This is a genomic window from Glutamicibacter sp. TV12E (assembly GCF_052441935.1).
In the GTDB taxonomy this organism is placed as follows: domain Bacteria; phylum Actinomycetota; class Actinomycetes; order Actinomycetales; family Micrococcaceae; genus Glutamicibacter.
Map to the genome: position 1 here is coordinate 3,311,693 of NZ_JBQVVF010000001.1, position 12,806 is coordinate 3,324,498.

The 12,806-nt window shown below is 58.9% G+C and carries 13 protein-coding genes; 4 read left to right on the plus strand and 9 right to left on the minus strand.

Annotated features, from left to right (window positions below; translation table 11 throughout):
- Window positions 1-125: 125 nt before the first annotated feature.
- Window positions 126-875, minus strand: coding sequence for an SDR family oxidoreductase (locus ACT7DV_RS15780; protein ID WP_444663986.1), 750 nt, complete (start codon window positions 873-875; stop codon window positions 126-128).
- Window positions 876-945: 70 nt separating this feature from the next.
- The gene (locus tag ACT7DV_RS15785) at window positions 946-1,668 is read right to left on the minus strand and encodes a beta-ketoacyl-ACP reductase (RefSeq protein WP_060701552.1); all 723 of its coding nucleotides are present in this window, start codon (window positions 1,666-1,668) and stop codon (window positions 946-948) included.
- Between the two features lie 214 nt (window positions 1,669-1,882).
- Here ACT7DV_RS15785 and ACT7DV_RS15790 point away from each other — a divergent pair, with 214 nt between their 5' ends.
- Genes ACT7DV_RS15790 through ACT7DV_RS15800 form a run of 3 tightly spaced genes read left to right on the plus strand, consistent with a single transcriptional unit; the run spans window position 1,883 to window position 3,432 of the window.
- The gene (locus tag ACT7DV_RS15790; RefSeq protein WP_444663988.1) at window positions 1,883-2,281 is read left to right on the plus strand and encodes a DUF3099 domain-containing protein; all 399 of its coding nucleotides are present in this window, start codon (window positions 1,883-1,885) and stop codon (window positions 2,279-2,281) included.
- Window positions 2,281-2,526 carry a hypothetical protein gene (locus tag ACT7DV_RS15795; RefSeq protein ID WP_060701550.1) on the plus strand — a complete coding sequence of 82 codons (246 nt, stop codon included), beginning with the start codon at window positions 2,281-2,283 and terminating at the stop codon, window positions 2,524-2,526. Before ACT7DV_RS15790 ends, ACT7DV_RS15795 begins: the two co-directional genes overlap by 1 nt.
- A complete protein-coding gene (locus ACT7DV_RS15800; protein ID WP_444663990.1) occupies window positions 2,527-3,432 on the plus strand; it encodes an SURF1 family cytochrome oxidase biogenesis protein in 906 nt (301 codons plus the stop codon).
- A 20-nt stretch (window positions 3,433-3,452) separates the two neighbouring features.
- Here ACT7DV_RS15800 and ACT7DV_RS15805 read toward each other — a convergent pair whose 3' ends face one another.
- From ACT7DV_RS15805 to mptB (ACT7DV_RS15835), 7 genes are all read right to left on the minus strand, one after another.
- Entirely contained in the window at window positions 3,453-3,890 is a 438-nt protein-coding gene (locus ACT7DV_RS15805; RefSeq protein WP_444663992.1) for a hypothetical protein, read from the minus strand.
- 67 nt (window positions 3,891-3,957) lie between these two features.
- On the minus strand, window positions 3,958-5,559 hold the full coding sequence (locus ACT7DV_RS15810) for an ABC-F family ATP-binding cassette domain-containing protein (protein WP_444663994.1): 1,602 nt from the start codon (window positions 5,557-5,559) through the stop codon (window positions 3,958-3,960).
- 133 nt (window positions 5,560-5,692) lie between these two features.
- Window positions 5,693-6,790 carry a GTP pyrophosphokinase gene (locus ACT7DV_RS15815; RefSeq protein WP_146275083.1) on the minus strand — a complete coding sequence of 366 codons (1,098 nt, stop codon included), beginning with the start codon at window positions 6,788-6,790 and terminating at the stop codon, window positions 5,693-5,695.
- 84 nt (window positions 6,791-6,874) lie between these two features.
- Window positions 6,875-7,645, minus strand: coding sequence for a DUF2637 domain-containing protein (locus tag ACT7DV_RS15820; RefSeq protein ID WP_444663996.1), 771 nt, complete (start codon window positions 7,643-7,645; stop codon window positions 6,875-6,877).
- Between the two features lie 116 nt (window positions 7,646-7,761).
- Window positions 7,762-8,880 carry a VanZ family protein gene (locus ACT7DV_RS15825; protein WP_444663998.1) on the minus strand — a complete coding sequence of 373 codons (1,119 nt, stop codon included), beginning with the start codon at window positions 8,878-8,880 and terminating at the stop codon, window positions 7,762-7,764.
- Between the two features lie 60 nt (window positions 8,881-8,940).
- Complete coding sequence (mptB, locus tag ACT7DV_RS15830; protein ID WP_444664000.1) at window positions 8,941-10,452, minus strand: polyprenol phosphomannose-dependent alpha 1,6 mannosyltransferase MptB; 1,512 nt, start codon at window positions 10,450-10,452, stop codon at window positions 8,941-8,943.
- The gene (gene mptB, locus ACT7DV_RS15835; protein ID WP_444664002.1) at window positions 10,452-11,978 is read right to left on the minus strand and encodes a polyprenol phosphomannose-dependent alpha 1,6 mannosyltransferase MptB; all 1,527 of its coding nucleotides are present in this window, start codon (window positions 11,976-11,978) and stop codon (window positions 10,452-10,454) included. The genes mptB (ACT7DV_RS15830) and mptB (ACT7DV_RS15835) overlap by 1 nt, the downstream gene beginning before the upstream one ends.
- Before the next feature lie 212 nt (window positions 11,979-12,190).
- On the opposite strand from mptB (ACT7DV_RS15835), the gene orn reads away from it, so the two are divergent.
- The gene (gene orn, locus ACT7DV_RS15840; protein WP_444664004.1) at window positions 12,191-12,799 is read left to right on the plus strand and encodes an oligoribonuclease; all 609 of its coding nucleotides are present in this window, start codon (window positions 12,191-12,193) and stop codon (window positions 12,797-12,799) included.
- Window positions 12,800-12,806: the final 7 nt, after the last annotated feature.

A 12,806-nucleotide genomic window follows, 5' to 3' on the forward strand; every position in this document is an offset into this window, starting at 1 on the left:
TGCCCAACTTCTGAATTGCTCCCCAAAAGTTGGACTGTAAAAGTCAACAACTTTTGGGGAGCATTTCACTCCCTGAACGGGAGGAAGGCACCAGCTGTTTGGTTTGCTGACGAATCAGGCCTGGACTACTTGCCAGACTGCTTCAGGAAGTCTCCTGCGCCACCGACCAGCTCGGTATAGCCGGTCTCGACGTCGGCAAATACCATCTTGGCTACTTCGGCGCCGAATTCCTCAACGGAGTAGAGCTTGCCAGCGGCCTCGCGGCGGGCATCAATGGCACCTGGCTCCATACGATTCAACAACGTGGCGGTGATGGTTCCCTCGATCATGTCGCCGGAGACGACAACAAAGCTGATGTTCTTTTCGGCAAGCTGGGGGATCATTTCGCGCAGTGCATCTTCACCGGCACGCTTGGATTTCGCCACTGCGTCATAAGCGTCCATAGTGGAAACGTCGTTGATGAAGTGTGCCTGGTGGCTGGTCACGAAGACTACGCGTCCACCATCAGACATTTTTGGCAATGCTGCTTCCAACATGGCCACCTGGGCGTCCCGGTTCAGGCGCAGGGCGTAGTTCTCCCCCATAGAGGTTTCCATGCCACCTGAAGCATTCAGAACAACTACATCCAGGGATCCGAAGTTCTCCACGGCTGCATCAACCAAGGCCGCCGGACCTTCCGGGGTGGTCAAATCGGCGCCAACAGCTACTGCCTTGCCGCCCTTTTCCTCGATAGCGGCAACGATCTTGTTTGCGCGCGGTGCCTTGGCACGGTAATTCACCACAACACCGATGCCCTGTTCAGCCAGCAGCTGCGCGGTGACCGCACCAATGCCACGGGAGGAACCGGTAACTACGGCACCTTTAAATTCGCTCATCTTGAATGTTCTCCTTGGATCTTAGGGAAAATTGAATCTCGTGCAGCATTCCGCGCTGCAGGAAAGCTCTTTAGTGGCCCATTCCCAGGCCGCCATCGACAGGAATCACGGCGCCCGAAATGTAGGCTGCCTCATCGCTGGCGATCCAGCGAACCACGTTGGCAACCTCTTCAGGCTCGGCGAAACGGTTAGCCGGGATATTAGACAGGTAGTCCTTCTGGGTTTCTTCAGGCAGCACGGCGGTCATCTCCGTGTTGATAAAGCCCGGCGCCACCACGTTGGCCGTAATGCCGCGCGAGCCAAGCTCACGGGTAAGCGAGCGGGCGATGCCCACCAGGCCGGCCTTGGATGCAGCGTAGTTAATCTGCCCCGGGGAGCCGTAGAGGCCAACCACCGAAGAAATCAGGACAACGCGGCCCCGCTTCAGGCGCATCATACCCTTGGTGGCTCGCTTGATGACGCGGAAGGCGCCGGTGAGGTTGGTATCGATCACCGAGGTGAAGTCGTCTTCGCTCATGCGCAGCAGCAAGGTGTCCTTGGTGACACCTGCGTTAGCGACCAGCACTTCAACCGGGCCGTGGGCCGCTTCAACCTCTTTGAATGCCTCATCGATGGAGGCGCTGTCGGTGACGTCTGCCTTAACGCCCAGCAGGCCGGCGGGAACCTCGCCGCTGCGGTAGGTGATGGCTACCTTGTCGCCGTTGGCCTCAAAGGCACGGGCAATGGCAAGCCCGATGCCGCGGTTGCCGCCGGTGACGAGGACGCTGCGGCCTGTGGTTGGTTCCGTAGTCAATGTATTTCTCCATTCATGCGTTGGCGCGAGCACGACAAATCGTGTGACTGAGGCCTCGACTAACGCACTTTGCCTAGTTAAGTAGCTTCTCCGTGATCAATCCTATTAGTTACTGCCCAGTTTTACAGCTTCGACAGCGCGTAGAAATTACACTCTCGGTGCCACAGGTGAGACAATGGAAGCAGTTTCTGTACAGCAAAGTGAAGTCTTCTACATGTCATCTCAACCCACGAATCACGATTCGCGTGAACCTGAAGTTCACCGCATCACTGAAGCCCGGGAATCCCATACTTCCGAGCGCGATAGCCGTGTGCGCAAATACACGATTTCGATGACTGTCCGAATGATCTGCTTCATTCTCGCGTTCTTCTTTGACGGTTGGCTGCGCTGGGTATTTATCTCTGGCGCCGTCATCCTGCCCTATATCGCTGTGGTCGTTGCCAACGGCGGTGCGGATTTGACCAAGCGTGAGCCGCCAGCCGAGTTTTACACGGACCCGCAACCCGGACAGCTGCCAGCTCCAGCGGCCTCCGCTGAACCGTCGGAAACGGAAGCTGAAGTCATTGAGGGCACTCTTGCTGATCAGCCAAACAACCCACCCAAGGAGGACTAGTGGATTTATTAGGTTCACTGGGACAGCCGCAAGCCAGCACCGAGGTTCAGTGCTCGCGCAAGGGCTGCCGCAACCGTGCCGAGCACCAGCTGCTTTGGAACAACCCAAAAATCCACACCCCCGAACGCCGCAAAATCTGGCTGGCTTGCCCTGAGCATCTGGACTGGCTGGAGACGTATCTAAAAGAACGCCTGCTTTACCGGCAAACCCTGCCGTTGCCAGGAACTACTGGAGGCACCGAGTAAATGTACCGGTTTCTAGCAAGCACCCGCTGGGTAGGCTGGTTGATTTTGGTAGCCATTTTCGCCACCGCCTGCGTCAGCCTGGGCAACTGGCAGGCCAACCGCAGGGAACAGGTCCTCACGGGCATTGAACGGGTCAACCGCAATTATTTCGCCGACCCGGTCTCAGGCGGACAGGCTCTTGAGAAATTCAACCAGCTTCCCGAAGAGAAAACCTGGATGACGGCCAAGCTCACCGGAAGCTACCTGCCCGGCGATACCTTGATCGTGAGGAATCGCATCAAGGCTGGACGCCCGGGCTACGAAGTGCTGGTGCCCTTCAAGACCACGCAGGGCGAAGTTGTCATCATTGACCGCGGCTACCTGCCGATTGGCGATGAACAGAGCGGACACCCCGACTCCATCCCGGCACCGCCTTCGGGAGAAGTGACGGTGCTCGCTCGGCTGAAGCCTGGTGAAGTGCGGTTGGACCGAGGCGCCCCAGAAGGGCAGATCGCATCAATCCAGCTAGAGGATTATGCGCAGCAGGTCGACTATGGCATCGCACAGGGCGCTTACGGCATCATGTACCAGGAGGATCCTGCCCCGTCCGTCACGCCTCAGCCCCTGGATGCGCCGGATATGGACGAAGGTCCCCACCTCTCCTACGAATTCCAGTGGTACGCCTTCGGAGTGCTCGCTTTTGTCGGTTTCTGGTATGCCGCTAGGCAGCAAAAGAAGTTGAACGCCGAGGACGCAGCCGAGCTGGCTGAAGCACGGGCTTTGGGCTTTGACGAACCGGTGCACAAGGTGCGCAAGGTGCGGGCCAAAGCGGAGAAGAAGTACCGGCGCGACGGTTCCTTGACCGATGAAGCCATCGAAGATGCACTGCTCGATGAGGCGCCAGAAGCACCCAGCGACCTTCGCTAATCGGCTCTAGGAGTCCGGGCTCATGGCGCCCAACGAATGCCTTCCTGGCCGCAGCCCCCAGTTTCATCCCCGGGAGTACCCGCCGCAGCACAGGAAGCATCAATCAGCGTGCGCTGCCCTACCGGCTCTTCGAGCTCCAGCCTGTAGGGAACTGTCTCATTGGACTGACAGGTTTGATGTTCGCCAGTCAGCGGTTCCACCACCATGCCGATGGTGATATTTTCCTCGCCGTAATCAACTTGGGCGCTGGTAATCCCACCGGTCACCCCTGAACCGCAGGCAATGCGCATCACCCCGAGATCAAGGCTTGTGCTCTTGGAGGTCACCGCCGAGGAATCCATCAGGCTCCATTGCGCGTTCACCGCGTCGGATGTTTTCTGCACGCATCCAGTGGCCGCAAGCGTGGCCAGCAAAATGCCTGCGGCGAAAACATCCATTCGGCGTCCAGATAAACTCATGGCTTGGCACAACCCCTTCTAGCGGTGTCATGCCAAGCCTATGAGTTTTCTTGTTGGGCTGCTAGGCCTAGGTCAGCGACACGAGCTCAAGGTAGTCTTCGTTGAACAAGTCCTCGTCGCCATCGGGCAGGATCACGACGCGCTCTGGCTTCAAGGACATCACTGCGCCTTCATCGTGGCTGACCATTACCACGGCGCCTGGGAAGGTCGACAAGGCGCCAAGCACTTCCGCGCGCGAGGCTGGGTCCAGGTTGTTGGTAGGCTCATCGAGCAGCAGCACGTTGGCGCTGGATGCCACGATAGTTGCCAGTGCCAGGCGGGTCTTCTCGCCGCCGGAGAGCACCCCGGCAGGCTTGGAGACGTCATCGCCAACAAACAGGAACGAACCGAGGATCGAGCGCACATCGGCATCGTTGAGGTGATCCGGGGCGTTGCGGCGCATATTTTCCAGCACTGTGGCCTCGGGATCCAGGGTGTCGTGCTCCTGGGCGAAGTAGCCGATCTTCAAGCCATGGCCAGGAACAATCTTTCCGGTATCGGGCTCGGCCACGCCTGCGAGCATGCGCAGCAAGGTGGTCTTACCGGCACCGTTCAGGCCCAGGATGACGACCTTGGAACCGCGGTCGATAGCCAGCGACACGTCGTTGAAGATTTCCAGCGAGCCATAGGCCTTGGACAATCCTTCGGCCATCAATGGGGTCTTGCCGCAGGGAGCCGGATCCGGGAAGCGCAGGGCGGCGACCTTGTCCGAAGCGCGCTCTTCCTGCAGGCCCGAGAGCATGCGGTCAACACGCTTGAGCATGGACTGCGCCGCCGAGGCACCCGAGGCACGGGCTTTCATGCGGGTTGCCTGGGTCAGCAGCACGGAGGCCTTCTTTTCGATGTTGGCACGCTCGCGCTTGCGGGCACGCTCATCGGTTTCACGCTGGATCTTGTAGCGCTTCCAGTTCATGTTGTAGACATCAACAACACCGCGGTTGGCATCAAGGTTCAGGACCTTGTTGACGGTTTCTTCCATCAAGCCGGTGTCGTGGCTGATCATCAGCACACCGCCTGGGTAGTTCTTGATGAAGTCACGCAGCCAGTTGATCGAGTCGACGTCCAAGTGGTTGGTCGGCTCGTCGAGCAGCAGGGTTTCAGCGTCCGAGTAGAGAATCCGGGCCAATTCCACACGGCGGCGCTGGCCACCGGAAAGGGTGCGCAGCGGCTGCTCCAGAATGCGGTCCGGCAAGTCCAGATTGGCGCAGATCGCCGCGGCTTCAGACTCCGCGGCATAGCCGCCGGCAGCAATGAATTCCGCTTCCAGCCGGTCATAGCGGCGCATGGCCTTGGCCGAAACGGCAGGGTCGTCACTGGCCATTTCATCGCGGTTCTGGGCCAGCTTGCCCAGAACAACGTCCAGGCCGCGGGCGCCGAGAATGCGGTCGCGTGCCAGCTGTTCCATATCCGGGGTTTTCGGATCCTGGGGCAGGTAGCCGATGGAGCCCTTATGGGTCACGTCTCCGCTGGTTGGCTGGGTCTCGCCGGCGAGGACCTTGGTCATCGTCGTCTTGCCGGCACCGTTGCGTCCCACCAGTCCGATCTTGTCGCCCTTGTCGATGCGGAAGTTCACTTCGTCCATCAGCAAGCGGGCGCCGACGCGTAGCTCAAGGTTGGCTACGGAAATCATATGGTGTGGACCTTTCACGCGGTGGCACAAAACTATGCCCATTAATCGGGCAACTTAACTAGTCTACCGGCCAAAGGCCCAGGCACTGGCGGAAAGTGCATAAACTAACAGTCCAGCGCGCATTTTTGACCGGCTACTGCCCCGGTTGGGAGCGGTAATCCTTCATTTGAATCAACCGGCGGCGCAGCGAACCTTCTCGGCGAAGGTCCCCACCGCTGGTCTTGTCGATGTGCTCCTTGCCGAAACGCCACAGCAGGACATCGTCCAGCAGGCGGTCTGGGCCTGGCGAATAGCGGTGGTCCAATGCCGCGCGAACATCGGTGACCACGTTGGCGTCCAGCAACTGCGCCAATTGCCAGGTCTGGTTGATTTCGTGCGCATCGAGCAGTTCGGAGGCCCAAGACCAATCGTCGTCGCGTTTGCGGTCAACGTGCGGCAACAGGGTCTGCCAGATTTCACCAATCTTTTCGCCTGACAACGGCTCGGCTCCGGCACCCTGCTGGTCGTGGTAGCCGTTGAGCCGGTGGTACAGCTCATTGATATCGGTGAAGTAGTCTTCAACCGTTTCAAGCATGGCAGCGGTGGCGGTGAAGTGCCGGTCAATCTGCGGGTTCCAGGCTGCTTCGCCAGGATGCTTGAAGCGGATGTCGTGTTCCATCTCGCTCCAAGCGTGCTGGAGCACCGTGCGGATCTGCACTTCAAAGACGAAGTTTCCGCTGGCAACCACCGGCTTTCCCAGGGCTTCCTGGAATTTCCGCACGGTTGGTTCGCTGCGGGTTTTGAGAAGCAGGTGCCGCGACGAGTACCCGTAGGTCCCCGACTCGACTGAACCAATATCCTTCTCGCGATCGCTGCGGCAGTCGAAGGAGTCCCGATGCGATTTGATCAGGCTTGCAACCTGCTGGATTTCATGAGGCAGCATCACGATGATGCGGATGCCGACCATGTCGTGGATTTCGCGCAGCGGGTTGGGGAATTCGAGCACCGGAGCGCTCTCGCTCGTTTCCTGCAGCCGGCGCGAAGCCTTTGCACGGAAGGACTGCGCAGATTTGACCCGGCCGGTGATGAACAAGGGCTGGACTTCGCTTTGCGCAAAGAGCCTGCGGATCTTCGCCTTCATGGCAGACATGACGGTATTCAGCTCGCCGGTGACAGACTTGTACTGTTCAACGGAGTTCTCGATGTGCTCGGAGAACTCATCGTTCCTTGGCTCATGCTGGGATTCCGTCATAACTGCCTCCTCGTTACTGATTTGCTCGTTGCTTTGCAGTCCTCATGCTCCGTGTTGCGCCGGCCGGGGTGATTCTGGAAGAAACTACGGACGGCTCAGGCGCTTGGCCATGTCGTCAAACAGTGGAGCCTTGTCGTCAGTTGCCTTCTTCTGCTCGGCCGCCGGCTCGGCAGCGGTCTTGGCATTCTGCTTGATAGGGGTGACCTTGGCATCCGCGCGTGCGCTGGCGATGCCTTCGGCGCGAGCACGAGCCAAGGCGTCCTGGTGTTCCTGCTCGATCTCGGCCATGCGCTCGTCTTCAGCGGTTTTCGCGTCGTTCAACGCGGCGCCGTAACCATCGTCATAGGCCACGCCGTACTTCTGGGCATTTTCCTGCTCTTCGTCGTACTCAAGGTCGGCACGGAGCTTGGCGGCTTCAGACTTCTTCTGGTACATGTGCACGGTCAAGTGGGTAATGGCCAAAAGAACAATTGGCGGCATCGCGGCGACCAGGGCCGAAACCAGGGCAGGCACTCCGTTCTCAATCGAGTCAACGGTCAAGATGGCGTGCGTGGAGTTCGCGGCGGTGGAAACAATGGCGCCGAAGAACAACAGCGACCAAGGATAGATCATGGCCTTGCGGTTGAATCCATTCAAGGCGACGATGGCCACCGTGGCGGCGACGATCATGCCGTCAATGATGATTGGCCAGATCCAGGCCAGCCGGGGGCTGATGCCCGAGCGCTCGGCCAAGTCGGTAAGTGCGGCGAAAGATAGCACGAATGCGCCGATGGCGATCAGGACCGTCGCGCCGACGGCCGTGCCTAGGACTGCCTTGTGCGGTTCGTTCGGGACCTCAAGCTTATTTTCTTCCATGCTGCTGGGCAGACCTAACTTCTCAGTATTCGGATGTGTCGTCGAAGGCGAGTGTGATGACCCCAGCGCATAGGTCCAAAGCCACCAGATTCTATTTTAGCCCCTAATGATTAGTGCTAATGCTCTCTGATTGATATGGCCCGGCGATCAATAAAACCGGTTCTGGTAGCCTTCCCGGCGAGCCCGCGGTGACGTGAATCAGCGAGGAAGAAGACCACGCTCACAGCGATATAGGCGGTGACCAGCATGTTCAAAATCGGGTATGGGCTGACATCCGTGAGGCTGGTGGAAATTTGGAATAGGAAAGTGATTCCGCCAAATCCAAGGATGCTGCGGATCAGCGCCCGGGGCGCCGAGGCGGGGACAGAGCCGGGACCAGCAACCATCAACCACGCGCAGCGTTGTCCCAGCGAAGCCCGGCCAGGGCTCATGCTGGGAAGCAAGAAGACTAAGACCACGACCACCAGTGGAATCCAGAAATTCATCAAGCGTTCATTGGTGGCGGGTCCGCCCAGTCTTTCGATCAGCGACAGGGCACCGGTGATCGCAAAGACGGCCCCAGTGGTGATGGCCGCGTCAAAGACGTTGGCCATTGCCCGCCGGGCACGGGTAACTCTGCGGGCAGTCGCGTAGCGTGCATCGCCTTCCTTGGGACCGGTGAGGAAGCTGAAGATCGGCAGATAGGCGAGGATGGCACCAAGGAGTGCCCCCGCAGTATTCATGATCAGGTCATCGACATCGGCTACGCGGTAGGCGCAGTCGTACAGGCCCCAAATTCCGGTGTACTGGGTAAGCTCGATCGCCAACGATGCGGCAAAGCCCAGCACCATGCCGGTGAAGACGTTCCCGCGCAACCAGCGCACGGCCAGGATGCCCAGCGGCATGAACAAGATGATATTGAACAAGATCTGCCACAGCACGAAGCTCGTGGCGAATCCGCGGAGCCCCATTTCAGCGATCGCTGCCCTGAAGTCATACAGGAAATGACCGGGATCCGTTTGGGTAATTCCCGAACCGGTGAAGCAAGCCGCTGGACGGGTCGCGGGCAGCGGCAGCATGGTGTAGCTGAACAGGCCGAACCCGTAGATTGCCGCCATGGCTGTGGTGATGGTGCGGCGCCAAGACAACCGACCGTGACGCCGGTATTGCACGGCCAGCAGGAAGACACCCGCAGCACCGAGGAACAGGGCGGCACCGAGAACTGCTATGGCCGCAGGCCAAATCATCGTTTGCATAGTTCTATCTAAGCCGACGGTTCGAAGAAGTACCTGTGATGGGGCATGTGATTTTGGCTATTACATTTTGCCTTGATGCGAAGATCCGGCAGGCCCGGCCGGACCTGCAAGAATGCGCCGGGTTTTGGCATCAAAGCGGAACAGGCCAGCAAACAGCAGCACCGCCAATACCCCGGCGAAGGAGCGCATCATCCACGCCGAGTGCCATTGTTCGATGGAGAGCTGGTCGACAAATACCGCCACTAGAATCAGGCTGGAGACGTAGATCATCAATTTTTCCGAAGACCAGGACACCCGGTGGGAAATCACGAACAGTGCCATCAGCCACAAGATATACCACGGCTGGATTATCGGAGCGAGAAGAACCACTGCCGACAGCGACCAGGCGGCCAATCGCACCGGATTTGAGATGTCCTTGGACAACGCCAGCCGCGCAACAATGACCAGGGCCAGTGCCTGGAACAGCGCCACTACCAAGCCGTTGACGAATCCGATGTCTCCCCCGAGGATTCCCGCCAGGTTGCTCACGCTCCACCCGATCAACCCCACCGGAGCATATGGAAACGCAGCGCTTCCAGCACTGAACATCGCAGGCAGCCACCCAAACCACAGGTTGGTCAGTGCTCCAACGATGCTGAGCCAAATGAGAGTCAGTACAAGGACTTTGGCCCACATGGACCAGCGGGCACGCTTTGATGGGTTCTTGCCGAGAATGATCAAGCCAAGGAACGGCAGGACAAGCAATACGATCGGCTTGACCGAAATGGCAATCGACAAAGCCAAAGTCGAGGCCACAGGCCGGCGATCGTAGGCGTAGGCCATGGCGCAGAAAACTCCGGCAATCATCAGCGCGTCATTGTGTACGCCCCCGATCATGGTCAGCAGGAACAGCGGGTTGCCCACGATGGCCCAGTTGGCCCAGGTCGAGTTCTGGCCCATTTTATTGGCCAGTTTTGCCGTGAAGTGAAAGCAGCCAATCACGCCGAGCATTGCGACAATGCGCAACAGCCCCACGCCGATTTCCGGAATGCCATTGGAGGCGAAAAAGATGACGCGGGCCAGCACCAGGAAGAACGGGCCATATGGCGAAGGCGATTGTGCCCAGAGGCCATCGGAGCCTCCATCAAACCAGCCTGGCAGGGCCGAGATTCCCTCGGCATACGGTGATTTGTCTGCGTGCAGCATCCGCCCTTGGGCAAGATAGGAATACACATCGCGGCTGAGAATCGGGAAGCTGAACATCAACGGCGCCGCCCACATCCCCAGCAGCTGGCCCAGTTGCTTGTGGGTGACACCCGTGGCACCTTGCACGCGTGGCCTGGTGACAATCCACGTTCGGGTCAACCACACCATGCCCAACGCCATCAAGATGATGCACGTGATGACGCCACTGGCATCGGTCCGGAACTCGATGAAGAACCCGCTGCGGGCCAACGGGGAAAGCTGGTTGCGCGGGAACCATCCAATCCCCCAGGAAGCCACGGTGATCATCGCCGAGGCGGCAAAACCCTGCCATCCCAATGAGCGCAGGCTCTCCCCCAAGAGCATCCGGTTAATTGCCAACACCGCCACTAGGCCTTCTTCGACTTCTTCAGCCAGTTGGTGGAGCTCAGAAGGTCAGGGCAGATGGTCTTGGTTTTTGGATCGAAGAAGACCAGGTAAACCGCGCAGGCAATCGAAATGCCCCACGAAATCATCTGGACACGAGGCACCAGGGAATCCTGGAGGAACTGCCAAACGAAGATCTGGTCGGCTGCCTGATAGGCCAGGAAGAAGATCGTGGTCAGGTGGAGCCATAGCATTTGCCAGTCATCGCGCAGGCCCGTGGCGGCAAAGAACGGCAAGAGCCACAGCAGGTACCATGGCTGGATTACCGGAGAGAGGACAACGATCGCGGAGAACGCGATGGCCATGCGCTGCACCAGGTGGGAATATTTGCCGCGGAACATCAGCACGATCGCCATCAGGACGCCGATAAGCCGTCCCGCGGTCTTGATGACCGATAGCACGCCATCTGATTCCCACCCGAAGGATTGGAAAATGCTTGAAATGGCGACGGTCATCAGGCCCAGCGGGGCAAAGATCGAGAAGCCGGCCCCGGTGTAGTTGAGCATGACGTCCAGCCAGCCGAACCAGTATCCGTTGAGCCACCCGACAGCGGTCATGAGGGCCAGGAAGATCATGCCGGAGTAGAACCAATACAGGATGCGGCGGGGCCACGTGGCATTCGGACCGGCCCAGAGCAGGCCGATGAAAGGCAGCAGGACCAGGGTGATGGGCTTGACGCCGATGGAAGCAGCCAGGACAACAATCGCCCAGAACCCGTGCCGCTTGCACGCCAGATAAACCGCCCACACGGACAGGCCGGTCATCAGCGCGTCGTTGTGGGCGCTGGCAACAAAATTCACCAGGAACAGCGGATTCGCAACGGTCATCCAAGCAGCTTTTGCTCCCGGAACAGAATGCAGTTCGGCGAGCTTCGGCACAAAGTGCAGGCAGAGCAATACCCCGATGAACGCGATCGCCCTGAATGCGAGAACCGCAGCATCGGTCGAACCGCCAACAACGTTGACCACCAGGTATTCGATGGACAAGTACAAGGGCCCGTAGGGGGTTCCATCCTGGGCCCACATGGTGTCGGTGCCCAGCTGGAACCAGTTGTTCAGGCTGGAAATCCCATCGACATACGGATCCTGCCCTGCGTCAACCAATCGCCCCTGTCCGATATAGGCGAAGACGTCGCGGCTCATAATCGGCAGCGCGACAAACATCGGTATGCTCCACAGCCAGACCGCCCGGCGAACGATCTTCAGGGATCCTTCACCCCAGTCACCCAGTTTTTGGCCTAGCCGCCACCAAGAGCGGAAAAGCAGCCAGCATCCAATGGCCAGCAGGATGACGCAAGTGATGACACCGGCGGCTTCGGTGCGCAGCATGATGAAAAATGGATCGCGGTTAAGCGGTGATACGCTGGCGAGCCACCCGGTTCCGAATGAGCCAAAAAGTAGCAGCGATGCACCAATGACGCCGCTGAGCAGCGTCCTGTTAATGCCAGCCTCGGGCTGGGAGCGCACTGCTTCTACGTTGCTGGATGACACACTGACACCTCGTGCTGTAGCGGACAAAAAATCTGGTAAAACTTGGCCAACCACGCATCGGGATTCGCCATGCGAACAGGTGATTCAACGGCCGGGAATCTCAGACGATTTTAGCATCGCACCGCCTCTCAAAGCAGGTAGGACACTATTTCCAAGCGCGCAATCACGCCGTGCGCTGCCCCACAGCCTGCCAGCGCGTGTAGATTGGTCATGTGGCTAGTAATTCAGAAAAAATTGTATGGATCGACTGCGAGATGACCGGCCTGGATCTGGTCAACGACGCATTGATCGAGGTAGCAGTGCTGATCACCGATTCAGAGCTGGTGGTCGTTGATGAAGGAATCCAGGTAGTCATCAAGCCTGAACCCGCGGCGTTGGCCCAGATGGACGACTTTGTGCGCAACATGCATACAGTCAGCGGCTTGCTCCCCGAGCTTGAGCAGGGCATCACCATGGACGAAGCCCAGCGCATCGTCCTCGACTACATCAAGCAGCATGTGCCCGAGGCCAAGAAGGCCTTGCTCGGCGGCAACTCGGTGGGTACAGATAAGAACTTCCTGGCACGGGACATGCCCGAGGTCATCGAGCACCTGCACTACCGAATCATCGACGTCTCCACGCTGAAAGAGCTCAGCCGACGCTGGTACCCGACTGCCCACCTCGAAGCCCCGGTGAAAACCGGCAACCACAGGGCACTGGGTGACATCCAGGACTCAATTGACGAACTTCGCTACTACCGCGAGTCCATCATGGTTCCCTCCCCCGGCCCCACCGTGGAAGAAGCCCGGTTGATCACTTCAAGGATTGCTCCGAACAGCTAGCAGCAGC